At 72.9% G+C, this 23,678-nt stretch carries 26 protein-coding genes; 9 read left to right on the top strand and 17 right to left on the bottom strand.

All coding sequences use genetic code 11. The features are described 5' to 3' along the window. Positions 1-95: 95 nt before the first annotated feature. On the top strand, positions 96-650 hold the full coding sequence (locus tag LADH09A_RS26405) for a hypothetical protein (protein WP_238648286.1): 555 nt from the start codon (positions 96-98) through the stop codon (positions 648-650). 127 nt (positions 651-777) lie between these two features. Next, positions 778-1,701, top strand: coding sequence for a hypothetical protein (locus LADH09A_RS26410; RefSeq protein ID WP_238648287.1), 924 nt, complete (start codon positions 778-780; stop codon positions 1,699-1,701). Positions 1,702-1,746: 45 nt separating this feature from the next. Here LADH09A_RS26410 and LADH09A_RS31800 read toward each other — a convergent pair whose 3' ends face one another. The 6 genes from LADH09A_RS31800 to LADH09A_RS26440 all read right to left on the bottom strand — a co-directional run bounded on the left by LADH09A_RS31800 (position 1,747) and on the right by LADH09A_RS26440 (position 6,649). Further along, positions 1,747-2,118 carry an LPXTG cell wall anchor domain-containing protein gene (locus tag LADH09A_RS31800; protein ID WP_274530166.1) on the bottom strand — a complete coding sequence of 124 codons (372 nt, stop codon included), beginning with the start codon at positions 2,116-2,118 and terminating at the stop codon, positions 1,747-1,749. Positions 2,119-2,218: 100 nt separating this feature from the next. Continuing rightward, positions 2,219-3,475 (bottom strand): outer membrane protein assembly factor BamB family protein, encoded by a 1,257-nt coding sequence (locus tag LADH09A_RS26420; protein ID WP_238648288.1) that lies wholly within the window; start codon positions 3,473-3,475, stop codon positions 2,219-2,221. Positions 3,476-3,576: 101 nt separating this feature from the next. Further along, positions 3,577-4,059, bottom strand: coding sequence for an SRPBCC family protein (locus LADH09A_RS26425; protein WP_238648290.1), 483 nt, complete (start codon positions 4,057-4,059; stop codon positions 3,577-3,579). A 143-nt stretch (positions 4,060-4,202) separates the two neighbouring features. Continuing rightward, a complete protein-coding gene (locus LADH09A_RS26430) occupies positions 4,203-4,412 on the bottom strand; it encodes a DUF397 domain-containing protein (protein ID WP_238648292.1) in 210 nt (69 codons plus the stop codon). Between the two features lie 174 nt (positions 4,413-4,586). After that, positions 4,587-5,783, bottom strand: a complete 1,197-nt coding sequence (gene fahA, locus LADH09A_RS26435; protein ID WP_238648293.1) for a fumarylacetoacetase — start codon at positions 5,781-5,783, stop codon at positions 4,587-4,589. After that, on the bottom strand, positions 5,780-6,649 hold the full coding sequence (locus LADH09A_RS26440) for a hypothetical protein (RefSeq protein ID WP_238648294.1): 870 nt from the start codon (positions 6,647-6,649) through the stop codon (positions 5,780-5,782). Before LADH09A_RS26440 ends, fahA begins: the two co-directional genes overlap by 4 nt. A gap of 94 nt (positions 6,650-6,743) precedes the next feature. Here LADH09A_RS26440 and LADH09A_RS26445 point away from each other — a divergent pair, with 94 nt between their 5' ends. Beyond that, on the top strand, positions 6,744-7,910 hold the full coding sequence (locus LADH09A_RS26445; RefSeq protein WP_238648295.1) for a homogentisate 1,2-dioxygenase: 1,167 nt from the start codon (positions 6,744-6,746) through the stop codon (positions 7,908-7,910). Here the strand turns inward: LADH09A_RS26445 and LADH09A_RS26450 are convergent. Genes LADH09A_RS26450 through LADH09A_RS26465 form a run of 4 tightly spaced genes read right to left on the bottom strand, consistent with a single transcriptional unit; the run spans position 7,907 to position 10,682 of the window. Then, entirely contained in the window at positions 7,907-8,935 is a 1,029-nt protein-coding gene (locus tag LADH09A_RS26450) for a tetratricopeptide repeat protein (RefSeq protein ID WP_238648296.1), read from the bottom strand. The two genes, LADH09A_RS26445 and LADH09A_RS26450, sit on opposite strands and share 4 nt — an antisense overlap. A 10-nt stretch (positions 8,936-8,945) precedes the next feature. Next, positions 8,946-9,431, bottom strand: a complete 486-nt coding sequence (gene ispF / locus LADH09A_RS26455) for a 2-C-methyl-D-erythritol 2,4-cyclodiphosphate synthase (protein WP_238648324.1) — start codon at positions 9,429-9,431, stop codon at positions 8,946-8,948. Between the two features lie 13 nt (positions 9,432-9,444). Continuing rightward, positions 9,445-10,140, bottom strand: a complete 696-nt coding sequence (gene ispD, locus LADH09A_RS26460) for a 2-C-methyl-D-erythritol 4-phosphate cytidylyltransferase (RefSeq protein WP_238648298.1) — start codon at positions 10,138-10,140, stop codon at positions 9,445-9,447. Positions 10,141-10,196: 56 nt separating this feature from the next. Continuing rightward, the gene (locus tag LADH09A_RS26465; RefSeq protein WP_088950500.1) at positions 10,197-10,682 is read right to left on the bottom strand and encodes a CarD family transcriptional regulator; all 486 of its coding nucleotides are present in this window, start codon (positions 10,680-10,682) and stop codon (positions 10,197-10,199) included. A gap of 328 nt (positions 10,683-11,010) precedes the next feature. Here LADH09A_RS26465 and LADH09A_RS26470 point away from each other — a divergent pair, with 328 nt between their 5' ends. Beyond that, on the top strand, positions 11,011-11,700 hold the full coding sequence (locus tag LADH09A_RS26470; RefSeq protein WP_238648299.1) for a hypothetical protein: 690 nt from the start codon (positions 11,011-11,013) through the stop codon (positions 11,698-11,700). Positions 11,701-11,707: 7 nt separating this feature from the next. On the opposite strand, the gene LADH09A_RS26475 is transcribed toward LADH09A_RS26470, so the two are convergent. From LADH09A_RS26475 to LADH09A_RS26490, 4 genes are all read right to left on the bottom strand, one after another. Next, the gene (locus LADH09A_RS26475; RefSeq protein WP_238648300.1) at positions 11,708-12,352 is read right to left on the bottom strand and encodes a hypothetical protein; all 645 of its coding nucleotides are present in this window, start codon (positions 12,350-12,352) and stop codon (positions 11,708-11,710) included. 32 nt (positions 12,353-12,384) lie between these two features. After that, the gene (locus tag LADH09A_RS26480; protein ID WP_238648301.1) at positions 12,385-13,434 is read right to left on the bottom strand and encodes a type III polyketide synthase; all 1,050 of its coding nucleotides are present in this window, start codon (positions 13,432-13,434) and stop codon (positions 12,385-12,387) included. A gap of 94 nt (positions 13,435-13,528) precedes the next feature. Continuing rightward, positions 13,529-14,695, bottom strand: a complete 1,167-nt coding sequence (locus tag LADH09A_RS26485) for an acyl-CoA dehydrogenase family protein (RefSeq protein WP_238648302.1) — start codon at positions 14,693-14,695, stop codon at positions 13,529-13,531. Between the two features lie 42 nt (positions 14,696-14,737). Further along, positions 14,738-15,511: a methyltransferase domain-containing protein gene (locus tag LADH09A_RS26490; RefSeq protein WP_238648303.1), complete on the bottom strand. Its 774-nt coding sequence runs from the start codon at positions 15,509-15,511 to the stop codon at positions 14,738-14,740. Between the two features lie 46 nt (positions 15,512-15,557). On the opposite strand from LADH09A_RS26490, the gene LADH09A_RS26495 reads away from it, so the two are divergent. The 4 genes from LADH09A_RS26495 to disA all read left to right on the top strand — a co-directional run bounded on the left by LADH09A_RS26495 (position 15,558) and on the right by disA (position 20,205). Beyond that, the gene (locus tag LADH09A_RS26495) at positions 15,558-16,397 is read left to right on the top strand and encodes a UbiA family prenyltransferase (protein WP_238648304.1); all 840 of its coding nucleotides are present in this window, start codon (positions 15,558-15,560) and stop codon (positions 16,395-16,397) included. Between the two features lie 140 nt (positions 16,398-16,537). After that, entirely contained in the window at positions 16,538-17,347 is an 810-nt protein-coding gene (locus tag LADH09A_RS26500; RefSeq protein ID WP_238648305.1) for a hypothetical protein, read from the top strand. 84 nt (positions 17,348-17,431) lie between these two features. Further along, positions 17,432-18,889, top strand: coding sequence for a DNA repair protein RadA (gene radA / locus LADH09A_RS26505; RefSeq protein ID WP_238648307.1), 1,458 nt, complete (start codon positions 17,432-17,434; stop codon positions 18,887-18,889). A 131-nt stretch (positions 18,890-19,020) separates the two neighbouring features. Next, on the top strand, positions 19,021-20,205 hold the full coding sequence (gene disA, locus LADH09A_RS26510) for a DNA integrity scanning diadenylate cyclase DisA (protein WP_238648308.1): 1,185 nt from the start codon (positions 19,021-19,023) through the stop codon (positions 20,203-20,205). Between the two features lie 7 nt (positions 20,206-20,212). On the opposite strand, the gene LADH09A_RS26515 is transcribed toward disA, so the two are convergent. The 3 genes from LADH09A_RS26515 to LADH09A_RS26525 all read right to left on the bottom strand — a co-directional run bounded on the left by LADH09A_RS26515 (position 20,213) and on the right by LADH09A_RS26525 (position 22,144). Next, entirely contained in the window at positions 20,213-20,932 is a 720-nt protein-coding gene (locus LADH09A_RS26515) for an RAD23 family protein (protein WP_238648310.1), read from the bottom strand. Between the two features lie 118 nt (positions 20,933-21,050). Beyond that, positions 21,051-21,635 (bottom strand): peptide deformylase, encoded by a 585-nt coding sequence (locus LADH09A_RS26520; RefSeq protein ID WP_238648312.1) that lies wholly within the window; start codon positions 21,633-21,635, stop codon positions 21,051-21,053. Then, a complete protein-coding gene (locus LADH09A_RS26525; protein WP_238648313.1) occupies positions 21,632-22,144 on the bottom strand; it encodes a glycine cleavage system transcriptional repressor in 513 nt (170 codons plus the stop codon). The genes LADH09A_RS26520 and LADH09A_RS26525 overlap by 4 nt, the downstream gene beginning before the upstream one ends. A gap of 96 nt (positions 22,145-22,240) precedes the next feature. Here LADH09A_RS26525 and LADH09A_RS26530 point away from each other — a divergent pair, with 96 nt between their 5' ends. Beyond that, positions 22,241-23,152 carry an iron-sulfur binding domain-containing protein gene (locus LADH09A_RS26530; protein WP_238648314.1) on the top strand — a complete coding sequence of 304 codons (912 nt, stop codon included), beginning with the start codon at positions 22,241-22,243 and terminating at the stop codon, positions 23,150-23,152. Positions 23,153-23,678: the final 526 nt, after the last annotated feature.

The raw sequence follows: 23,678 nt of genomic DNA on the forward strand, positions 1-23,678 counted from the left end.
TGTCCCGTTTTTGTGCGGTTTCCGCCCTATCTTCCGAAGTAGCCGGTGTTATCGAGGACTGACCGGCTCACTTCGAGAAAACGGGGTAACGAACAGTGCGTACTGCCAAGATCTGTCTCGCCGGGGCGGCCGCCGCCGCGATGGTGGGTTTCCTCGCCGCACCGGCCGCTGCCGCTCCGACCGACACCACCACGGTGACCTTCGAGGTACTCGCCGGCACCCTCGACATCGACGCGCCGGCCAGCGCCGACCTCGGTGACGGTGCCCCCGGTGGCACCATCACCGGGCAGCTCGGCACGGTGACCGTCACCGACTCCCGGGGGGCCGCCGACGCCTCCTGGGTCGCCTCGGTGACAGCGTCGGTCTTCCAGACCGGTGGTGGCACACCGCCCGAGACGGTCCTCCCGGAAGAGATCGACTACTGGTCCGGCCCGCTGACGGCGTCCACCGGCAACGGCACCTTCACGCCGGGGCAGCCCACCGCCGGCGACGCCGCCCCGCTGTCCAGCGGCACTCCGCTCACCGCGTTCACCCACAGCGGCGGCACCGGCGGCAACACCGCCAGCTGGAACCCCACCCTGGTGGTCAACGTCCCGCTGGACAGCATCGCGGGCGTCTACACCGGCACGGTGACGCATTCGGTGGCGTAGCCCCCGGGGGCGGTCGACCATCGCGGTCGCGCTCGCTCTGTTCTGCCTCGCCGGTCCGGGTCTGTCGACCCGGGCCGGCGCGGTCGAACCGGACGAGGCGTCGGACGACGGCGGCATCGGGATCCGGTTGCTGGAAGCGCCGACCGACCGCCGCTCCGATCCCCGGGCGCTGCGCTACATCGTCGACCACCTACCGCCGGGCACCACCATCAAACGGCAACTGCTGATCGTCAACCGCACCGACGAGACCCGTCGCGTCGACGTGTACCCGGGAGCCGCGACCCTGGAAACGTCGGCGTTCCGCTTCGGCGAGGGCCGCGCCGCCAACGAGCTGACCTCGTGGACCACCCTCGACGAGCGCGCCGTGGAGTTGGAACCGTGGGGCGAGGCGCGGGTCCGGGCGACCATCACGGTGCCGCCCGCCGCCTCCCGCGGCGAGCGGTACGGGGTGATCTGGGCCTCGACCTCCTCCGCGCCCCGGGCCGGCGGCGAGATCACCCAGGTCCACCGGGTCGGAGTCCGGATGTACCTCGACATCGGGCCCGGTGGCGAGCCAGCCTCCGACTTCTCGATCGGTGAGCTGCGCCCCGCCCGCAGCCCCGAGGGCGAACCGTCGGTGAGCGTCCAGGTCCGCAACACCGGAGGCCGCGCCGTCGACCTGACCGGCACGGTCTCCCTGACCGACGGTCCGGCCGGCAGCCGGGCCGGCCCGTTCCGGATCGGTCAGGGCGTCACGCTGGCACCCGGCGCCGCCGGGCAGGTCATCGCCCGGTTCCCGGTCGAGTTGCCGAACGGCCCCTGGAAGGCGGAGGTGAACCTGGAGAGCGGCCTGGTGAAGCGGAGCCTCACCGCGCAGGTCCAGTTCCCCGACGCGGGTCAGGTCGGTAAACGGGGCAGTGTCGTCAGCCGGATCATGTCCGGCTGGGCCCTGGGGGCGGCCGTCGCGGGTCTGCTGCTGGTCACCGGCCTCGCGGTGCTGGCCCGCGGGTCCCGACGATCCGGTCGACCGCCGGCCGACCGGCCGAGGGAACGGATCCGGGCCGGCGCCTGACACCACGCTGACAGCCGACCGCGCTGGTCAGACCGACCGCGCTGGTCAGACCGACCGCCTCCGGCGGACGGCGAGCCAACCGACGGAGAGCAGAGCCCCGCCCAGCCCGACGAGCAACAGTGTCGACCCGCCCGAACCGGTGACCGGCAACTGACCGCCGTGGCTGGGTGAGGGTTGAGGCGGGTCGGCCGTGGGAGTGGGTGGAGGCTGGGTCGGTGTCAGGGTCGGTGTGGGTGTCGGTGTGGCCGGCAGGATCTCGAAGGTGACGCCGGTGTCCGCCGACGGCTCGGCCCGGACGGCGCTGATCCCGCGCGCCGAGGCGGGGTCGGCGCCCAGCACCGGCGGGGCCGCCAGCACGAGGCTCGCGGTCGCGGCGAGTACGCCGCCCACGAGGTAGCTGACTGCTGTCCGACCCATGCGCCGACCCCTTTCCCGGAAACCTGAACCATGAAAAACGTACCCTTTCTGGACAAATGGCATGGGCAGGTCGCAGGTCCAGGTGCCGAAGACGCCACGATCAGGTGGCGGCCAGGATCACCGCTTCGCCGGTGTAGTAGTAGCGCCGGTCGTCACCGTCCGGGTCGACCGGCTTGCGGAGTCGTTCGACCGCGACGTAACCGTCCGCCACCGCCACCGCCCCGGGAGCCCAGCCGGTCCCGTCCGAGCCGACGTTGAGCAGGAAGCGGGACAACTGCGTACCCGTCGCCGGATCCAGCGTCACCAGGTCGTTCGTCTCGGTCAGCAGGTGCACCCGGCCAGGCTGCCCGGCCAGCAGCCGGGCCACACCCAGGCCCTCGGCGCGCCACAGCTCGGTGCCGGTGGCCGCCGACCGGCCCACCGCGACCCCGTCGAGCACGACAACGGCCTGCTCACCGACCAGCACCGCGCCGGCCGGATCCAGCGCCGGGGCGGCGACCGGCCCGGCGGCACCCAGCAACCAACCCCGGCCACCCTCGTCGCCCGGACCGGAGGTCCGCAGGGCCAGGCAGTCCGACTGGCCGGTACGACAGCCGAGCGGGGTCACCACCAACTCGTCCGGGCCACCCGGCGGTCGCCAACGCTCGCGTACCACGCCGGTCGCGGCGTCCCGGAACTCGACCGTGGCCGGCCCGGCGCAGGTGTCCAGGCCGATCAGCTGCCCGGAGGCGGTGGTGCCGATGTCGCTACGGCAACTGCCCGGCAGGTCGACCCGCCACAGCTCCCGACCGTCGCTCAACTCGACTGCGCGCGCCTGGGCGTCCCCGCTGACCAGCAGCACCGTGCGACCGCCCGGGAGGTCGGCGAGCCGGAGCCCGCGCGGGTCCCACACGGTGGCCGCCCAGGTCCGTCGTACCACCGCCGTGCTGGCGGCCGGCTTCGGACCGTCGGTCTTCCAGAGCACCCCGCCGGTCCGGGCGTCGAGGGCGACGAGCTGACCGTCGGACCAGCGGCTCACCACCGTGCTGCCGCCGGCGACGATCGCGGTCAGCTCGGCGGGCCAACGCCGGTACGACCAGTACGGGCTGGTCCGGTACCGCCCGTCGACCGGCCGGTCGGCGTAGACCTGACGGTGTGCGGCGTACACCCGCAGTCTCCCGTCCACGATCAACGGGGCGACCGGCAGCCGACCGATCACTCCGGCAGCCGGTCGGGCCGGGGCCGGGTAGTCACCCCGCGCCAGCGTGCTCACCTCAGCCGGAGCGAGCACCCGGTGGACGATGACCGCGACAGCTGCGATCGCGAACAGCGCCGCGACCACCATCACGAGCCGTCGCCGACCCCTCGGGAACCCCATGCCGCACCTCCGACCGGCACCCTACCCAGCGGAACCGGCCGCACCCCGCTCAGGTCACGGCGGCGACGGTCGCGCGGGGGCGGATCGTGAGCGGCCGGCGCTCAGGCGGCTTCGACCGAGCCGAGGACGCCGGCCGCGACGGTCAGGTCGGCGAGATCACGCCGGAGCGCCACCTCCACCGCCCGCGCGGCGAGGCCGCCGAGCAGCAGCGCCACCACGCGACCGTACGGGTCGGTCGGCGCCGCCTCCTGGGCGACGGTGATCGCCGTGCAACCCCGGCGGCGACGTCGGACCGGGCGCAGGCTCCAGGTGATGCGGTAATCCACGCCGGCACCGGAGGAACAGAGCACCAGCCGGGTGGGAGCGACTGCCTCCACCACCAGGAACTCCTCGCTGAGCGTGCCGCCGCCCGGCTGGGCGCGCTCCTCACGCCAGGCGGTGCCCGGGCCGAACGGCCCCGGGGTGAGCACCTCGATCGGGCCGGCCGCGGTCAGCCGGGCCGCACGGCCGGGCAGGTCGGTCAGCAGACGCCAGACATCGACAGCGTGCGCCTCGATGAACCCGGTAACCGCCACCGTCGACATGCCACCCTCCCGTGTCCCCGACGGTACGCGGAGTGAGGGCCGGACGGGGCCCCCGGGACGGAATTTCCACCGCCCGGAGGCCACGCTGTCCGATTGGACCGTTGCTCGACACCGGACGTCGTCGACCGGTGCCGGTGCTCCGGTCAGTGTTCGAAGCGACCCGCCCGGATCGCGCCGATGAAGGCTGTCCACCCCGGCGGGCTGACCGCGAGTGTGGGGCCGGCCTGGTCCTTGGAGTCGCGAACCGCGACAAGGCCGTGGACGTCGACCAGGTTGTCCGCGACCTCCACGCAGAGCCCCTGGTCGTTCGAACGGCTGCTGGTACGCCAGACCGCGCCCGTAAGATCGTGCATCGTCATTACCTCCGTGTGCAGTGGACGCCCCACCGCTGACAGCCGGGCGGAGCCCGGCCCAGATCGCGCGGCGAGGCAACGGGATCCGGACGATCAACGGATCAACCGGGGCCGGTTATCGCACGGGCTGTGCGATAACCGGTCCCGTGCACGAGACGGATGGAATGCGACCGCTCAGTTGGCCGGACGAATGGTGCCGCTGACCTCGCCCAGGGCGATGGTGGTGCCGTCCGGCCCGGGCGCGGTGGCGGTGATGGTCACCGTGTCGCCGTCGGCGAGGAAGGTACGGCTCTCGTCGCCCACCGTGACCGGCTCCGCCCCGCCCCAGGTCAGCTCCAGAAACGAGCCGACCTGCGATCGGTCCGGGCCGGAGACGGTGCCGGAGGCGTACAGGTCGCCGGTGCGCAGTGACGCGCCGTTGACGGTGAGGTGCGCCAGCTGCTGCGCCGGCGTCCAGTACATGGTGGCGAACGGCGGCTCGCTGACCCGCTCGCCGTTCCACTCGACCGCCAGTCGGAGGTCCAGGCCCAGGTGCGGCACGTCACGCAGGTAGTCGACCACCGGCGGGTCCTGGTCGGGAGCGGGCACGAACGCGTCGCCGAGCGCCTCCAGCGGCGTCACCCAGGCCGAGACCGAGGTCGCGAACGACTTGCCGAGGAACGGTCCGAGTGGCTGGTACTCCCAGGCCTGGATGTCCCGGGCCGACCAGTCGTTGACCAGCACCACCCCGAAGACGTGGTCGGCGAAGTCGTCGACCGACACCCGACGACCCAGCGGGCTGGGCACGCCCACCACGAAGCCGACCTCGGCCTCGATGTCGAGGCGTACGGACGGGCCCGTGACCGGGCCCTCGGCGGAGGCGCGCTGCCCGGTCGGTCGGATCACCGGCGTGCCGGAGACGACCACCGTGCCGGCCCGCCCGTGGTAGCCGATCGGCAGGTGCTTCCAGTTCGGCAGCAGCGGCGGCTGGCCGGGGCGGAAGATCTGCCCGACGTTCGACGCGTGGTGCTCCGACGAGTAGAAGTCGACGTAGTCGGCCACCTCGATCGGGAGCAGCATCTCCACGTCGTCGAGGGGCACCAGCAGCGGCTCCACCGCGGGCCGGTGCGCCGGGTCGGTCAGCAGTTCGGTGATCCGCTGCCGCACCGCGGTCCACTGCGGACGGCCCAGCGCCATGAAGTCGTTGAGGGTGGGCCGGCACAGCGCACCGGCGGCCAGCACCAGGTCGGCTGCCTCCGCCGCAGCCAGGTCGAACACCCAGGACCCGATCCGTACGCCGATCCGCGGCTGACCCCCGTCGGTCCGGAACACCCCGTACGGCAGGTTCGCCACCCCGTACGGCGATCCGTCAGCGCCGGTCACCCAGGTCATGCGTCGTAGCCCCCGTTCACCAGCCCAAGCCGGATCAGATCGGTCAGTGGTTCCAGGATGCTGCACGAGCCGAAACCCACCCACAGCGGGCGCGGCACGTCCAGTCGTGTCGTCGCCCGCTCCACCAGTGGGCGCGGGTCGACCATGGTCAGCAACTCGGCGACCGTCCCCACACTGTCGCCGTCGGCGGCGGCCAGGGTGGCGGCCAGCACGTTGGCGTACCCGTGGTGGGTGAACCCGGTCTCCGGGTCCAGGTGCCGGACCGCCTGGTGCAGCCCGGCGGTGAGCTTGAACGGCAGGCCCCGGTCGCGGCAGGCGCAGATCACGGCGGCCAGCTCGGCGGGCGTGGGGAAGAGTTCGGCGGCCAGGCCACCGGTGCGGAACTTGGCCGCGACAGGCACCCCGTCGTCGCGGGCCGCGGCCAGCGCGTCCAGCGCGCCCATCAGCCCGAAGGTCAGCGGCAGCTCGGCGTAGACGGCCTCGACGCCCGGCAGCGCACCGGTCAGCCGCAGCAGCTCGGTGATGCCGGGCAGCGGGTCCTCGCCGCGCTTGGCGACCGCGACCTCGATCTGGCGCGCGGTGACGCCGTCCGGGGCGAGAGACGACAGCGTGGACGGCAGGTTCCCGATCCCGGTGTCGCCGATCACGCCGACCACCAGGCCCTCGCCGGGGTCGACGAAGCCACCCAGCTCACCGGCCGCCACGGTCGAGGCGGGGATGAGCAGCGGGCCGACCAGGTCGGCGTACCAGGCGATGCGGTGCCGGCGGTGGGCGGTCAGCGCGTCGGGCAGCGTGGCGCTGCCCGGGGGGAAGACGGCGGCGTCGTCCACCAGGCCGTCGAGGAGTGCGGGCACCTGCGTTGACACGGAACAAGAATGTACGGGACGCTACGAGGAACGGACAACAGCGTCCGATTATCGGACGCTGTTGATCGGTGAACGGAACATATCGGGAGGCGAGATGCCGTATTACCGCAGCGTCGGCGACGTGCCGCGCAAGCGCCACACCCAGTTCCGCCAGCCCGACGGCACCCTCTACGCCGAGGAGCTGATGGGCCAGGAGGGCTTCTCCTCCGACTCGTCCCTGCTCTACCACCGGCACGCGCCCACCGCGATCCTGGCCGCCGACGAGTTCACCCCGCCCGCGTTCACCCGGGCACCGAACCTGCCGCTCAAGCCCCGCCACCTGCGCACCCACAAGCTGGACACCGGCGGCTCCGACCCGGTCCTCGGCCGGCAGTACCTGCTGGCGAACGACGACGTACGGATCGGCTACGTGCTCGCCGACCGGCCCTCACCGCTGTTCCGCGACGCCACCGGCGACCACTGCCTCTACGTCGAGTCGGGCACCCTGCGGGTCGAGTCCCCGTTCGGGGTGCTGGACGCGGTCGCCGGCGACTACGTCGTCATCCCCACCTCGACCATCCACCGGCTGGTGCCCACCGGCGACCAGCCCGTCCGCCTGCTCACCGTCGAGGCGTCCGGGCACATCGGCCCGCCCAAGCGCTACCTCTCCGTCCGCGGCCAGTTCCTGGAGCACTCGCCGTACTGCGAGCGCGACGTCCGCGGCCCCGACTCCCCGCTGCTCGTCGACGGTGAGGAGGTCGAGGTGCTGGTCCGGCACCGTCGTGGTTGGACCCGCTACGTCTACGCCAACCACCCGTTCGACGTGGTCGGCTGGGACGGGCACCTCTACCCGTGGGCGTTCTCCATCCACGACTTCGAGCCGATCACCGGGCGCATCCACCAGCCCCCGCCGGTGCACCAGACCTTCCAGGGCCCCAACTTCGTCATCTGCTCGTTCGTGCCCCGCAAGGTCGACTACCACCCGGACGCGATCCCGGTGCCGTACAACCACCACAACGTCGACTCCGACGAGATGCTGTTCTACACGGGTGGCAACTACGAGGCCCGGCGCGGCTCCGGCATCGAGCAGGGCTCGATCTCCCTGCACCCGTCCGGGTTCACCCACGGCCCCCAGCCGGGTGCGGCCGAGCGTTCCATCGGTGCGGACTACTTCGACGAGTTGGCCGTCATGGTCGACACCTTCCGTCCCCTGGATCTCTGCGACGCCGCCAACGACTGCGAGGACGAGGGATACGCCTGGACCTGGGCGCGGCGCGGCTAGCGGATGGCGGTGCGGGTGAAGACGGCGAACTCGGCGATCGCCGTGGCGGCGATGGCCAGCACCAGCGGCCACGGCGAGCCGACCACCGCGTACACCAGCAGCAGCATCGGCGCGGCGGCCACGGCGTAGATCGCCAGGGCCATCGCCCGGTCCGAGTGCAGCATGGCGGGCAGGACGGTCCGGGCCAGCCCGGGCAACCGGGCGGCGAGCTGCCAGACGACGACCCCACCGGTCAGCGCGGCGAGGACCGCCAGCATGCGGGAGAACCCGTCGCTCGCCGACGCCGCGACCGCGACAACCACCGCCGCCACCAGCGACCAACCCGCGCCGTAGAGCACCAGGCGGTGCAGGCCGGACGCGAGGGTGCGCGGCGAGTCGACTCGGCTCGGGGTGACCGCGACCGCGTCCGCCACGTGCGCCAACGCCTCCGACCAGCGACGCTGCTCCAGACGCATGACACCGACGTCGTGCCCGGCCTCGGCGAGGCGCGGGTCGAGCCGCAACGCCTCCCGGTAGGCCCGCTCGGCCAGGTCGAACAGGTCCAGCCGTGCGGCCACCAGGCTGAGCACCAGGTGGGCCTGCGGCTCCTCCGGAGCCAGCTCGACCCCGCGCCAGGCCGCGTTCAGCGCCGGCTGGCCGTTGCGGGCGCCGGCCAGGATCGCCGCCGCGCTCCGCTGGGCGTACGCGTCGGCCGGGCCGAGGGCGAGGATCCGGTCGGCGGTGGCCGCCGACTCGGAGTAGCGCTCCAGATCGGCCAACGCCATGCCCCGGGCGACCAGCGGCGGGAGTGCCTCGGGCGCGGCGGCCATGGCCGTGTCCGCAGCGGTGAGGGCCTCGGCCGGGCGGTCGGCGGCCAGGTGCACCCGGGCCAGCATGGTGAGGGCGTCGACGTCGTCCGGCTGGAGGGCCAGCCCGTAGGTCAGCTCGCCGGCCGCCTCGTCGTGGCGGCCGAGCTCGGCGAGAAGTTGGGCGCGCTGGACGTAACCGTCGGCGGCGGAGCGGTCGGGGGCAGGGTCGCTGGACATCGCGGCGAGCTTAGGCGGCCGGCGCGTCGTACACCAGGGCCACCGCGATGCCGGTGAGCCCTTCCTCGCGGCCGGTGAAACCGAGCCCGTCGGTGGTCGCGGCGGACAGCGTGACCGGGGCGCCCACGGCGGAGGAGAGCACTTCCTGCGCCTCCGCACGACGCTTGCCGATCTTGGGGCGGTTGCCGATGACCTGCACGGACACGTTGCCGATCTCCAGGCCGGCGGCCCGCACCCGGCGGGCCGTCTCGGTCAGCAGCGCCACACCGGACGCGCCGGCCCACTGCGGCTCACCGACCCCGAAGACGGCGCCGAGATCACCGAGGCCGGCGGCGGACAGCAGCGCGTTGCAGGCGGAGTGGGCGACCACGTCGGCGTCCGAGTGCCCGGCCAGACCGTCCTGGTCGGGCCAGAGCAGCCCGGCCACCCAGCAGGGCCGGCCCGGCTCGAACGCGTGCACGTCGGTGCCGATGGCCACCCGGGGAACGATCATGATCAGAGCGTACGCGTCAACCGCCTGCGGCAAGCAGATGCTCCGCCAGAGCCAGGTCGAACGGTCGGGTGATTTTCAGGGCGTACTCCGAGCCCGGCACACAGCTCACCGGCACGCCCTGCTTCTCGACGAGACCGGCGTCGTCGGTGAGAGAGTCGCCAGCTGCGGCGTGCGCGGCGCTGAGCACCGCCCGGCGGAAACCCTGCGGGGTCTGCACCGCACGCAGGGCGGAACGGTCGACGGTGCCGAGCACCACCTCGCCGGCGCCGACCTCCTTGATCGTGTCGACGACCGGCAGGACCGGGATCACCGCGTCACGCCCGCCACGGACCGCCGCGGCGACGGATTCGACCAGCTCGGGCGGCGTGAGCGCGCGGGCGGCGTCGTGCACCAGGATGATCGTCGGGCCGGCGGGCACCGCGGCCAGCGCGGCGGCCACCGACGCCTGTCGCTCCGCGCCGCCGGCCACCACGATCACCGGCGCGACCGGTGCCAGCAGCTCACGGACGGCCGCCACCTCGGCGACCGGCGCGGCCACCACGATGGTGTGCACCGACGGTGCGGCGGCCAGCCGACGCACGGCGTGCACGAGCAGCGGCTCGCCGGCGAGCAGGCGCAGCGCCTTGGGTCGGCCGGGGCCGAGACGTACGCCGGCACCCGCCGCAGGCACGAGGACCGCGACGTCACCGCGCGGATTGAGCTGCGCGGTCACGTCACGGTCCTCGGTGGTTTCTTCGCTACGAAGTGGGTACGACGATGCTGTGCGGACTAGGCCTCGGTGAGGACCTTGTCGAGCAGCGTCTCCGCCTCGTCCTTGGTGCTCTTCTCAGCCAGCGCGACCTCACCGACGAGAATGTCGCGGGCCTTGGCCAGCATCCGCTTCTCGCCCGCGGAGAGGCCCCGCTCCCGCTCCCGGCGCCACAGGTCGCGAACGACCTCGGCGACCTTCAGCGGGTTGCCGGAGGCCAGCTTTTCCAGGTTGGCCTTGTAACGCCGCGACCAGTTGGTCGGCTCCTCGGTGTGCGGAGCCCGGAGAACGTCGAAGACCTTACCGAGGCCTTCTTCGCCAACCACCTCGCGCACGCCCACGATCTCGGCATTCTCGGCGGGCACCCGGACCGTCAGGTCACCCTGCGCGACCCTCAGGACGAGGTATTTCTTAGGCTCGCCCTTGATGATCCGAGTCTCGATTGCCTCGATGAGTGCGGCCCCGTGGTGGGGGTAAACAACGGTCTCGCCGACACTGAAAACCATAGGTTCGAAACCCCTTTCGCTGTGTCTAGGGTAACACGGTCAGGCACTGATGTCTCTCCGATGTCCTGACCATCGGCGCAGCTCAGGGGCCCTGTGAGAGGTCTTGCTTCAGCTTGACAGGCGGTCAAACCAATGGTTCGAACACGCTCCGTAACGAACAAATGACTGCCCGGCACGGGTGAACAGAACGTCGAGATCAAGGGCTGGGCGCTCCTCCTATGGTAGCCCGACCAGCGGGACTGCGCCCAGGTGTAGCGCGAGGAGCCCCTGGTGCGCGACCCTGGAGACCGAGCCGCACTCCGCTCTCGAGACGCTTCCAGGAGGTCCGATGGGCAAGCCGGATGCAGAGGGCCACGGGCCGACTGACGGCCTGCCGGGCCTGCCGCCCGAGTGGGGCCGGGTCGTGGTCCCCGACGACGCCTCCGCGCTGGCCGCCGAGGCCGCCCAGATCCGCCGTGAGCTGCGCAGGGCCAGCGGCCCAGCCGGCAACCACCGCGCTCTGGGCCTACCGCTGCTGGTCCTGCTGGTGGCGGTCCTCACCACGCTGACCGGCCTGGTCGCGGTCACCTGGCCACGCGCGAGCCGCAGCGACCGTCCGACCCCGGCGCCCTACTCGCCACCCGCGACTCTCGCCGGCCGGGCCCTGCCCGCACTGGACCTGGTCGACGCCAGCCAGGCACCGGTGCCACTGCGCGCCCTGTCGCCCGCCATGATCATCCTGCTGGACGGCTGCCCCTGCCCCGACCGCGTCGCCGACGCCCTGACTGCTGCGCCCGCCGGGGTGTCCGTGGTGACCGTCACCGGCGGCCGGACGGCCCCGGCCCCACCGACCAACCGACCGCAGGCCCGGGCGCTGGCCGACCCCGCCGGAGGGCTGCGCTCGTTCCTGGGCCAACCGGCCCGCCCCGGCGTCGCGACCGCCCTGCTGGTCGACCGCACCGGCACGGTGACCCTGGTGCTGCCCGACCTGGGGCCGGTCGACGCCTACCGGGGCGAGCTGAGCGCCCTCGGCGCCTGACGACGGCCTAGCGGGGCAGGGCGACCAACTGAGCCTGGACGTCGATCTCCCCGTCCCCGATCGACGTCAGCGACACCCGGAACGGCCTGCCGTGCGCCAACACCTCGGCGCTGGCGATCTTGCCGTCGCAGTCGATCTGGGACGGCCCGGCCAGCCCTGCCCCGGAGAGGGTCACCAGCATGGTGCCCGGCCTGGTGCACCGGTACTGCAGGAGGTGACGGCCGCCGTCGCCCGCGGCCTGCCGGACCACGCTCTGCCCCGAGGCGACTGCCGACCGTTCCCGCCAGATCGTCTCCTGGAACGAGGGCAGATCGCCCTGGAAGAAGAACGCGGCGAGATCACCCTCGATGTCGACGATCTTGCCGGTTTCCGGGTCGATCTCCGTCCGTACGCCGTCCGGAATGCTGACGACCTCGCCACCGTCGTCCACCCGCACCGTCAACCGTTCGCCGGGCACCCCGGTGAACAGGGCACGTTCCAGCGGCGTGCTCACACTCGGCCCCACGGACGGCTCGGTCTCCGAAGGAGCAGCCGACCTGGCCGTCGGGGTGGGCGCGGCGACCTGCCACCACCAGCCACCAGCGGCCAGCACGGCCACCGCGGCACCCGCCAGGACGGCCGAGCGCAGTCGGTCGTCCGCCGTCGTATCCATCCAGCGAGCGTACCGGCCGGGTGGACCGGCGATCAGTCCTGTCGATCGAGCAGAGCGGCGTACAGGGTGAGGCCGGGGCCGAACGCCAACATGACGATGCGTCGAGCCGCAGGTGTCGCGCGGGCCAGTCGGTCCAGGATCAGCAGCACGGTCGGGGACGAGCAGTTGCCGTGCTCGTCGAGCGTCGCCCGGGACGCCGCCAGACCCTCCGGAGGCAACGCCAACTCGCGCTCCACCACGTTGAGGATCCGCGGCCCGCCCGGATGCACCGCCCACCCGTCCACCTCGGAACCGGTGACACCGTGCCGGGCCAACAGGTCGTCGACCAGCCCACGGACGTGCCTCGACAGCACCTGCGGCACCTTCGGCGACAGCCCCATCCGGAAACCGGCATCGGTGACGTCCCAGGTCATGTGGTCGGCGGTCGAGGTGTCGGTGACGGACGTGACCTCGCGCAACGCGTACCCCGGGCCGCCCGGCGTGACCACGGCGGCGACCGCCGCGTCCGAGAAGAGCGCGTGGGAGACGATCTGCTGGGTGTCCACCCTGGCACTCGACGGTTGGATGTGCAGGCTGGTCAGTTCCGCGCAGAGCAGCAGCGCCGGCCGTCCTCGCGCGGTGACGAAGTCACTCGCCGCACCGAGGCCCGGCAGCGCCGCGTAGCAGCCCATGTGGCCGATGAACATCCGCTGCGTGTCCGCGGCCATGCCGAGGTCCCGGGCGAGCAGGATGTCCAGCCCGGGGGTGGCGTAGCCCGTGCAGGAGCAGACGATGAACAACCCGATGTCACCGGCGTCCAGCCCGGCTGCGGTCAACGCGCGGCCCACCGCCTCCTTGCCCAACGGCAACGCCTCGACCTGGTAGCGACGCATCCGGCGCTCGGTCGGCCAGTCCGACACGTCCTCCAACAGCGGGTTGACCGCGGCCTGGCGCCGGGTCACCCCGGAGTTCGCGAAGATCCGCTGGGCCAACGACCGGGTGGTGCCGGTGAAGTGCCGGGAGAAGAAGCCCTCCCACAACTCGTCCTGCGAAGCGGACGGCGGCTGTGCAGTCCCGAGCCCCGCGATCACTGGTACGGACACGATCCCCACCTCTCGTCAGATGCTGTCCTCCCCCTGGCCGTCCCACCAGCCGCCTCGGCTGGCCCATCTTCCGTGCGAATCGCGCAGAGCCGGCTCACCAACGCGGTGCCGATCCGTCGCGGTCCGGGTCGCCGCCCAGAGCGGCGATGCCCAGCCAGTCGGCGCAGACGTCCGAGGTGGCCGGGTGCAGCGAGCCGCAGCGGGCGTCGCGGTAGAGCCGCTCCAACGGATGACCACGCCGGGTCGCCGAGGTGCCCGCCGCCTCCAACACCGACGCCGCCACCTCCGCGGCCGTCGTGCCGGCCAGCAGCTTCGCCCGCCACACCCAGCGGTTGGTCTCCTCGTCGCCCGGCGCGTCGTCCACCCGACGGGCGGCCTCGGCGACCACCAGCTGGGCGGCCGCCGTGGCCGCGTCCGCCCGGCCCAGTCGGGCCCGCACCGCCGGCAGGCCGGCCAGGTTGCGGGCGTTGAGGTGCTCGGCCGCCGCGTCGATCGCCGCCCGGGCCACCCCGACGTAGACGGCCGCGTAACTGGCCACCAGCCAGTGCGGCATCAGTTGGGCGACCACCAGCGCCAGCCCCTCCACACCGCCCAGCAGCCGGTCCGCCGGCACCGTGACGTCCAGATGCAGGTCGTGCGACGAGGTGGCACGCATCCCGAGCGAATCCCAGGTCGGCTCCACGGTCAACCCGTCACCGGCCGGCACCAGGAACTGCGAGACCACCGACTGGTCGGCCGCGCTGCGCGCCGCCACCAGGTAACCGTCGGCATGACCGGCACCCGAACAGAACGTCTTGCTGCCCTTGAGATGCCAACCCTCGTCGGTCGCCTCGTACGCCGTGGTCAGCTGGGACAGCCGAGCACCGGCGCCACGCTCGCTCATCGCGACCGCGTACCAGGAGCCCTGAGCCGCGGCGGTGAGCAGCCGGTCCCGGGCGGCCAGCGCCTCGTCCGGCACACCCAACGCCTCGGCCAGCTCCTCGGTGACCGCGCCCAGGGCACCGGTCACCGAGGCGTGCATGTTGAACACCAGGGCCGTCGCGCCGTTGCCTCGGGCAAGCTCAGTGGCCACCGCGGTGTACTCGGCGAAGCTGGCCTCCATGCCGCCCAGCGCCCGGGGCACCATCAACCCGAAGAGGCCAGCCTCCCGCAGATCACGAAAGTCCTCGATGGGAAAGGAGCCGTCCCGGTCGTGCTCCGCCGCCCGCGCGGCGAACCGCGGCGCCAACCGGCGGGCCGCCTCAAGCGCCTGCACCGTCATATCGTCTCCTCCTCGGCGTCCCATACCCCCGCCACGCCCGGACTATCCTTTGCGGACCCCGCGACCCTGGTAGAGCACGGCGGTGGACCGGGTCGGCACGATGCGTGGCGCGCGGCCGGTCGACGCCGCTCCGGACGTCCGGGTGGCGCGCGCCCGGCGCAGCAGCCAGGCCAGCAGACCCCCGACCTGCGGACGGATGCCGCGCAGCCGCAGGTCGACGCCGTGCCGGGCGCACTCGGCCACCAGCGCCCCGGCGTCCACGAACAACCGGGGATCGTGGATGCCGCGCGGCACGGTCGGCAGCCGCTCGGCGATGCGTACCGCGACGAGCCGGGCCAGCGCCGTGTCGTTCAGGGTGTCCAACACCAACAGACCACCCGGGCGCAGCAGACGACACGCCTCGGCCACCACACGCGGCCAGGCCGGCACATGCTCCAGCAACTCGCCGGCCGAGACGACGTCGGCGCAGCCGCTCGACAGCGGGACGGCGGTGGCGTCGCCCTGGACCACGCGTACGCCGTGTTGGGCTGCCTGGACCAGCGCCGAGCGGGTCAGATCCACCCCGACATGGCGGTAGCCCTTGCCGGCCAGGTGCGGCGCGAGCAGACCGGCGCCGCAACCCAGGTCGACCAGCAGCGCGCCCGGGCGGGTGGCCGGTGGCACCAGCGCCGCGCGGGCCTCGGCCAGCCAGTGCAGCATCGCGAACGCGCCGTCGGGCCGCCACCACTCGCCGGCCAGGTCGTCGTACTGGCGCGGATCGTTACGCGGCAGCACCCGGGGGCCGGTGGACGCCGCGGACGCAGCCACGTCTCGCATGGCACCGAGCGTGGCACGACTGCTCGGTAACGACCAGACTTCCCTTATGTCGTCGAGGGTGTTAGGGCTGGTCAGGGCGAGCCATCCGGAACCGGCCGCGGCGGTGACCGCGGTTTCCGGTCTGCTGGCGTGGGGAGTGGGCCATCGGCCGACCGGAATCGTCTCCGTCGTGCTCGCCGTGCTGGCCAGCCAACTCGCTGTCGGCTGGACCAACGACGCACTGGATGCCGAGCGGGACGCCACAGTGGGGCGTACCGACAAACCGGTCGCCGCTGGCGCGGTCGGTCGACGCACCACGGCCTGGGCCGCGGCGGCGGCCGCGGTGGCCTGTCCGTTGCTTGCGCTGACCACGAATCCCACGGCGGCGTTCTGGTTGACCGTCGCACTGGTCTCGGCACTGCTCTACGACTGGCCGCTCAAGGCCACCGTGCTCTCGGTGCTGCCGTACGCCGTCTCGTTCGGCGCGCTGCCCGCCTTCGTGGTGCTGGCGCTGCCCGGTCAGCCGACCCCACCCGCCTGGCTGCTGGTCGCGGCGGCCTGCCTGGGGGCCGGCGCGCACTTCGCCAACGTGCTGCCCGACCTGGCCGACGACGCTCGGACCGGAGTGCGTGGTCTGCCGCACCGGCTGGGCGCCGCCGGCAGCCGGGTCGCGGCGGCCGGCCTGCTCCTCGCGGCCACCGCGGCCCTGGTCCTCGGGCCACCCGGGCCGCCGTCGGCGATCGGCCTGGCGGCGGTCGGCACGGCCGCCGTGGTGCCGCCGCTGAGCTGGTACGCCGGGCGCTCCGCGGTCCGGGCGGGCCGGCGGCCGGTGTCGGCCTTCCGAGCGGTGATGCTGGTGGCCCTCATCGACGTGGTCCTGCTGGTCGCGAGCGGTCGGGTGGTGTGAGCGCCACCCGGGGAGGTGGCATTGCCGGGTCCGCGTGCGGGCCTCGATCAGTCCCAACTACCCTGGAGCGCGGTCTGCGCGGGTGTGGCCAGGCGTGCCCGGCGTGCGGCCGGGTGGGGATTGTGACGAGGAGGACCGACGTGACGCGCTCGATCAGGGGTTCCCGGCGGGCGGCCCTGTTGCTGTCCGGGATTGCGGCGGCCAGCCTGCTGACGTCCGGCTGCGGCGCCGGTCAGATCGCCGAGACCGCGTTGAAGGAGCCGTCGGTCCAGGGCGTCAACCTCACCACCAACAACGGATCCTTCTCGGTGCGTGGCCTGCTTGTGAACTACCCGGGCATCGAGGGCTTCCGTGCCGGCCAGGACGCTGGGCTCAGCGCGGTGATCTACAACGACTCGAAGGAGACGGTGACGGTCACCATCACCACCGAGAGCGCCCGTGAGGTGGTGATCAGCGGCGGCTCGGCGAGCCCGTCGCCGTCCGCCTCCGAGTCCGCCTCCACGAGCCCGTCGCCCTCCGGCTCGGTCAGCGCGTCGCCGTCCGGCTCCAACTCGGCCAGCCCGTCGACCTCCGGGTCCGGCTCGGCCAGCCCGTCGGCGACCCCGTCCGAGACCGGGTCCTCCTCGGCCACCCCGTCCGCCCCGGAGTCGGCGCGGGCATCCGGCTCGGCCAGCCCGTCCGCCCCGGGCACGCCGGCTCGCATCGAGCTGGCCCCGCTGAGCTACGTGCAGTTCAACTCCGAGGCCACCACGCAGCTCCGGCTGGTCGGTCTGAACGAGGCGCTGCGCTCCGGTCAGAACGTCGTCGTGACCTTCGACTTCGGCAACGGCAACACGGTGACCGGCCAGGCGCCGATCGCGGTGCCGCTCACCCCGGCCGCGCCCCCCTCGCCGATCATCGAGCGCGAGGGCGGCTACGAGGGCAACGAGGGTGGCACCACCCACGAGTGACCCGACCGCACATCGACAAACGCCCCGGCGTGGTGACCACCACGCCGGGGTGTTTTCGTCGTACGCGAGGACTAGCGTCCTGATGTGACCACCTCCCGATCGACCCCTTCGCGCGGCGGCACCGCCGGTGCCGCCCGTGGCCGGTCCGCCGCCCGCGACCCGCGTCCGGCCTACCAGTGCGACGCGTGCGGGCACCAGCCACCCAAGTGGGTGGGGCGCTGCCCGGAGTGCGGCGAGTGGGGCGCGGTCGTTGAGAGCACGGTCACCGGCCCGACCGTCTCCGGTCGGGTGGTCAGTTCCCGGATGCCGACCGAGCCGGCCCGGCCCATCGCCACCATCAGCGCCGCTCCGGCCCGCGCCCGCCCGACCGGGGTGAGCGAGCTCGACCGGGTGCTCGGCGGCGGCCTGGTCCCCGGTGCCGTGGTGCTTCTGGCCGGCGAGCCCGGCGTGGGCAAGTCGACCCTGCTGCTGGACGTGGCCCAGCAGTGGGCGGTCGGCGCCGGCAGCCCCTCGCTGGTGGTCAGCGGCGAAGAGTCGGTCAGTCAGGTACGCCTGCGCGCCGAGCGGATGGGCACGCTGCACGACCAGCTCTACCTCGCGGCGGAGAACGACCTCGCGTCGGTGCTCGGTCACCTCGACGCGGTCAAGCCGGGCCTGTTGGTGCTCGACTCGGTGCAGACCATCTCGACCACCGGCACCGAGGGCGTGCCCGGTGGGGTGACGCAGGTGCGCGCGGTGACCTCCGCGTTGGTCTCGGTCGCCAAGGAGCGGGGCATCGCCACCGTGCTGGTCGGGCACGTCACCAAGGACGGCCAGGTGGCCGGGCCCCGGGTGCTGGAGCACCTGGTCGACGTGGTGCTGCACTTCGAGGGCGACAAGCATTCGTCGCTGCGCCTGGTGCGCGGCGTGAAGAACCGGTTCGGCGCGGCCGACGAGGTCGGCTGCTTCGAGATGCACGAGGGTGGCATCAGCAGCCTGGCCGACCCGTCCGGGCTGTTCCTGACCCGCTACGCGGAGCCGGTCCCGGGCACCTGTGTGACGGTGGCCATGGAGGGGCGGCGTGCCCTGGTCACCGAGGTGCAGGCCCTGATCGGCGCGACGGTGGCCGGCTCACCTCGACGCACCGTCTCCGGCCTCGACTCGGCGCGCCTGGCGATGGTGCTCGCGGTGCTGCAACGACGCACCGAGCGGCTGACCCTGCACGACCGGGAGGTCTTCGCCGCCACGGTGGGCGGGATCCGGGTGGTGGAGCCGGCCGCCGACCTGGCGGTCGCGTTGGCGGTCGCCTCCGGCGGGCTCAACCTGGCCATCGCGCCGCACCTGGTGGCGATCGGTGAGGTGGGGCTGACCGGCGAGGTGCGTCGGGTCGGTGCGGTGCCGCGTCGGCTGGCCGAGGCGGCCCGGCTGGGGTTCAAGGTGGCCCTGGTGCCACCCGGCTGCGGACCGGACAGCACCGGCGCCGGCCCCAAGGACATGCGGGTGACCGAGGTCACGGATGTCCGTTCGGCCCTGCACCATGCGGCCCGCGCGTCCGCCGAGTGACCCATCGTGCCGACGGAGACGGCGATACCGGACAGCACGTCCCAAGCGGGAATCGGTTGGAAGGGCCGCATCGTGACACATCACAGTAACCACGACAGCACCCACCGCACGGCAGTCCGTAGACTGTGCCCGTGCCGATCGACCGCGAAACCACCAAGCCAGCCGGCGCGCCGCCCCAGGCCCGCACCGGCGCCGTGGGCTCGCCCGCCCGCCCGATCAGCGTGAGCGTGACCGCAGGAGCCGCCGGGAGCGCGGGGGACCCGTTGCGGGCCAACCTCGCCCTGATGGCCCCGGGCACAGCCCTACGCGACGGTCTGGAGCGCATCCTGCGCGGCCGCACCGGCGCGCTCATCGTGCTCGGCTACGACAAGGTCGTCGAGGGCCTGTGCACCGGCGGCTTCCCGCTGGACGTGGAGTTCTCCGCGACGCGCGTCCGGGAGCTGTGCAAGATGGACGGCGCCGTCGTGCTCTCCAGCGACGGCACCAGGATCGTCCGGGCGGCCGTGCACCTGATGCCCGACCCGTCCATCCCGACCGAGGAGTCCGGCACCCGGCACCGCACCGCCGAGCGGGTGGCCCGGCAGACCGGCTACCCGGTCATCTCGGTCAGCCAGTCGATGCGGATCATCAGCCTCTACGTCAACGGCCAGCGGCACGTGCTCGACGACTCGGCCGCGATCCTCTCCCGGGCCAACCAGGCGCTCGCCACCCTGGAGCGCTACAAGCTCCGGCTGGACGAGGTCTCCGGCACGCTCTCCGCACTGGAGATCGAGGATCTGGTCACCGTACGGGACGCGGTGGCCGTGGTGCAGCGCCTGGAGATGGTTCGCCGGATCGCCGACGAGATCGCCGGTTACGTGGTCGAGCTGGGCACCGACGGTCGCCTGCTCGCCCTGCAACTCGACGAGCTGATGGCCGGCGTGGACGCCGACCGCACGCTCGTCATCCGGGACTACCTCCCGGTCGGCCGCAAGTCGCGCACGCTGGACGAGGCACTCGTCGAGCTGGACCTGCTCGGCGCCACCGAGCTGATCGACCTGGTGTCGGTGGCCAAGGCGATCGGCTACCCCGCCGCGTCCGACGCGTTGGACGCCGCGGTCAGCCCTCGCGGCTTCCGACTGCTGGCCAAGGTGCCTCGACTGCCGGTCGCAGTGGTCGACCGCCTGGTGGTGCACTTCGGCAGCCTTCAGCGACTGCTGGGCGCGACCGTGGAGGATCTGCAGGCTGTCGAGGGGGTCGGCGACGCCCGGGCCCGAGGCGTCCGTGAGGGGCTGTCCCGGCTCGCCGAGGCATCCATCCTGGAACGGTACGTCTGACCCCGGCTCAGCCGGTGATGGTGAGCTTCACCGGTGCGCTGAGCTTCGTGCCCACCCGTGCGAACACCTGGTACGACCCGAGCGGCGGGAACGGCCCTGCGGCCAGCGCCCCGTCGCACCGACTGGTGTCCCGGCCGTTCCACGGCACCTGGTAGGCGCGCTCGAAGTTCGGCGTGAAGGACTGCGGGTCCGAGCCCTCGACCTTGCCGCAGGTGTCCGACGACCAGATCTTCTCCGCACCGGACTTGATGAAGATCTCCTGTAGGTCGGCGCCGACGTTGCGGCTGCACGTGCGGTCCGACGTGTTCTTGATCTTGAGTTGCAGCTCGACCACCGCCCCACGCTGGACCGAGACCGGGCTCGCCGACGCGACCACGCTGATCTCCGCGTCGGTGCAGGTGCCGTCGTCCTCCGAACCGGCCGCCGCACCCGGCGGGGGTGCGTTGCTGGTGATCGCGGGGCTCGGACTCGTCGCACCCGGGTCGGCGGACGCGGACGGCGGCGGGGCCCCGGTCTCCGGGGTCAGCACCGGGCCGCCAGGACCCGGCGTGCCGGCGGACGTCGACGTCGGGGTCGACGTCGACCCCGCCTTCGGCTTCTCGCCGGAACGACCCGACTGGGTGCACGAGTAGAGCAGGACAATCAGGAAGAGGAGCCCCGCTCCGAGTACGACGACGCGACGCCGCCAGTACACGGCGGGTGGCAGGGGGCCGACCGTCAGACGCATGATGCCTCCCACCGTAGCCGCGCTTCCCCCACCAGTACGGCGCGACGCGCCGGGACCGCCCGGGGGCACCCTACCCACTCTCCACTCAGGACAGACTGGCCGAGTGTCCGGCAGCCGATCAGAGATAGACCTTGCGCTGGTAGACGGCGTGCGCACCGGCCACCCGATCCAGGAAGAGCAACCCCGCACAGTGGTCGATCTCGTGCTGCAACGCCCGAGCCTCGAAGCCGTCGGTCACCAACCGGACCGGCTCGCCGGTGCCCGGCAGGTCACCCTCCACGACCAGCCGGCTGGCCCGCTTCACGTCCCCGGTCAGGTCCGGCACCGACATGCACCCCTCCCGGCCCGGCTTCCACCGCGTCGCCTCGACCACCCGGGCGTTGCAGAGCACGAAAGTGCCATGCACCGTGACCGCCTTCGGGTGCCCGGTCACATCGACAGCGAAAACCCGCGCACCCACCCCGACCTGCGGCGCGGCCAGCCCCACGCAGCCCGGCGACACCCGCATCGTCGCCACCAGATCGGCCGCGAGCTGCACGGTCTCCTTCGCGGTCGGATCGACCTCCTCGGCGGCCCGGCTCAGCACCGGGTGTGGGGCCGACACCACCGGCCGCACCTCGCCGGGCACGACCAACGAGTCAGGTGTCCAGTCGCCCAGACCGACGTACGCGTCGACGTCCGGCCCGCTGTCGTCGCCGGTCACAACAGATCCGGGTCCGCCGGCCGGAGAGTGACCTCCACGCCCAGCTCACCAGCCGTCCGGTGCAACCGGTCGATCAGTGTGTCGGCCACACCGGCCGGCAACTCGACCTCGGCCAGCACCACGTAGAGCGACCCGGCCAGCCGCGTACTCAGGTCGGTGACGTTCCCGCCAGCATCGACCAGCACCCGGGTCATCGCCGCGACGATGCCCATCCGGTCCGAACCGTGCACCGCCATCACGTACGGCTCACCCGCCGGAGGCACCTCGCCGTCGGGCGTGACCGCGCGTACCGTCGCCAGCAGTTGCCCCTCGGCGGCCAGCGGCGCCAACGCGGCCTCGACCTCGGCGGAGGCCGGCCCGGTGCAGATCAGGGTCATCGCGAAATGCCCCCGCAGCCGCGTCATCGTGCTGTCGGTGAGGTTCGCACCCAGGTCGGCGAGCACCTCGGCGACATCGGCCACGATGCCCGGCCGGTCCCGACCGATGACGGTGATCGCGAGCTCGTTCATCCGGGCATTCTCTCCGATCCGTCAGGCGCTGCCGTGGCACCCCGCCCGAGCCGCCCAACCAGCGGGATCGCCAGGCGTGACATCATCGACGGCGCCATGACTCAACCCGATTTCGCCACACTGGTCAGCCGATGGTTCCAGCAACACGCCCGTGACCTGCCGTGGCGCGCACCCGGGGTCACCCCGTGGGCCATCCTGGTCAGCGAGGTCATGCTCCAGCAGACGCCCGTGGTGCGGGTGGTGCCGGCCTGGCAGGCATGGCTGACCCGCTGGCCGGACCCGGCTTCGCTGGCCGCGGACACCCCGGCCGAGGCGATCCGGATGTGGGGACGTCTCGGCTACCCCCGCCGGGCGGTGCGGCTGCGCGAGTGCGCGGTCGCGATCGTGGACCGGCACGGCGGTCAGGTACCCGACCGCTTGGAGCAACTGCTCGCCCTGCCCGGGGTCGGCACCTACACGGCGCGGGCGGTGGCCGCCTTCGCGTACGGGCAGCGGCACCCGGTCGTCGACACCAACGTGCGCCGGGTGGTCTGCCGGGCGGTGGCCGGCGAGCCGGACGCCGGACCGGTCACCCGGCCAGCCGACCTGGTCGCCACCGAAGAGCTGCTCCCGGTGGAACCAGCCGCGGCGGCACTCGCCAGCGCCGCGTTCATGGAGCTGGGCGCGGTGATCTGCACGGCCCGGTCACCACGCTGCGCCACCTGCCCGGTCGAGTCGGTGTGCGCCTGGCGGGCCTCCGGCCAGGAGGCGCCGGCGGGGCCAACCCGACGACCCCAGCGGTACGCGGGCACCGACCGACAGGTACGCGGTCTCCTGCTCGGGGTGCTCCGGGAGAGCACCGGGCCGGTCCCACACGAACGGTTGGACCAGGTCTGGACCGACGACGTCCAACGTGCCCGAGCCCTCGCCGGCCTGGTACAGGACGGGCTGGTCGAACCAGCCGACGCGGACAGCTTCCGTCTCGTCGGCGACGGCCCGTCCCACCCCACCGCAGACCTGACCACCTGACCACCTGCCCTGCCCGCTCGCCCCTGCCGCACCGCCGGGCCGGGCCGTGACCTGCCGCGCCCTGCCGTGCCGTGCCCTGCCGTGCCGTGGCCGTGCCGTGCCCTGCCGTGCCGTGGCCGTGCCGTGCCGTGCCGTGCCGTGCCGTGGCCGTGCCGTGCCGTGACCTGCCGGGCCGGGCCGGGCCGAACCGCAAGATCGTGCTCGATCCTGGATGTAGTGGTCTCGCGCGCGCTGGAGACCACTACAACCTGGATGTTGCGCGATCTTGCGGGTGTCAGCCTCCACAGGACACCCATGCCACCCCGGGAACCCCCACTCCGGGCGTCCACCCTCACCCCGCCCGCAACATCAGGGAAGTTGCTGCCTCCGGACGCCATGAGGCAGCACTTTCCCTGATGTTGCGCAGACCTTGAGGGGCGCGGCGGGGCGGACGGGCGGAAAGACGCGACAGGCGGGCGCGGGCGGACCCGGACGGACCCGGCGGACGCGCCAGACGCGGACGGGCGCGCCGGACGCGGGCAGACGC

Source organism: Micromonospora cabrerizensis (assembly GCF_022230955.1).
Lineage (GTDB): Bacteria > Actinomycetota > Actinomycetes > Mycobacteriales > Micromonosporaceae > Micromonospora > Micromonospora cabrerizensis.

Coding starts and splice junctions, on each gene's coding strand:
- LADH09A_RS26495 (WP_238648304.1), top strand. CDS start 15,558: ATGTCGTCGAGGGTGTTAGGGCTGGTCAGGGCGAGCCATCCGGAACCG.
- LADH09A_RS31800 (WP_274530166.1), bottom strand. CDS start 2,118: ATGGGTCGGACAGCAGTCAGCTACCTCGTGGGCGGCGTACTCGCCGCG.
- LADH09A_RS26530 (WP_238648314.1), top strand. CDS start 22,241: ATGACTCAACCCGATTTCGCCACACTGGTCAGCCGATGGTTCCAGCAA.
- LADH09A_RS26470 (WP_238648299.1), top strand. CDS start 11,011: ATGGGCAAGCCGGATGCAGAGGGCCACGGGCCGACTGACGGCCTGCCG.
- LADH09A_RS26515 (WP_238648310.1), bottom strand. CDS start 20,932: ATGCGTCTGACGGTCGGCCCCCTGCCACCCGCCGTGTACTGGCGGCGT.
- LADH09A_RS26430 (WP_238648292.1), bottom strand. CDS start 4,412: ATGCACGATCTTACGGGCGCGGTCTGGCGTACCAGCAGCCGTTCGAAC.
- LADH09A_RS26485 (WP_238648302.1), bottom strand. CDS start 14,695: ATGACGGTGCAGGCGCTTGAGGCGGCCCGCCGGTTGGCGCCGCGGTTC.
- LADH09A_RS26445 (WP_238648295.1), top strand. CDS start 6,744: ATGCCGTATTACCGCAGCGTCGGCGACGTGCCGCGCAAGCGCCACACC.
- LADH09A_RS26475 (WP_238648300.1), bottom strand. CDS start 12,352: ATGGATACGACGGCGGACGACCGACTGCGCTCGGCCGTCCTGGCGGGT.
- LADH09A_RS26490 (WP_238648303.1), bottom strand. CDS start 15,511: ATGCGAGACGTGGCTGCGTCCGCGGCGTCCACCGGCCCCCGGGTGCTG.
- LADH09A_RS26465 (WP_088950500.1), bottom strand. CDS start 10,682: ATGGTTTTCAGTGTCGGCGAGACCGTTGTTTACCCCCACCACGGGGCC.
- fahA (WP_238648293.1), bottom strand. CDS start 5,783: ATGACCTGGGTGACCGGCGCTGACGGATCGCCGTACGGGGTGGCGAAC.
- LADH09A_RS26425 (WP_238648290.1), bottom strand. CDS start 4,059: ATGTCGACGGTGGCGGTTACCGGGTTCATCGAGGCGCACGCTGTCGAT.
- LADH09A_RS26450 (WP_238648296.1), bottom strand. CDS start 8,935: ATGTCCAGCGACCCTGCCCCCGACCGCTCCGCCGCCGACGGTTACGTC.
- LADH09A_RS26420 (WP_238648288.1), bottom strand. CDS start 3,475: ATGGGGTTCCCGAGGGGTCGGCGACGGCTCGTGATGGTGGTCGCGGCG.
- LADH09A_RS26525 (WP_238648313.1), bottom strand. CDS start 22,144: ATGAACGAGCTCGCGATCACCGTCATCGGTCGGGACCGGCCGGGCATC.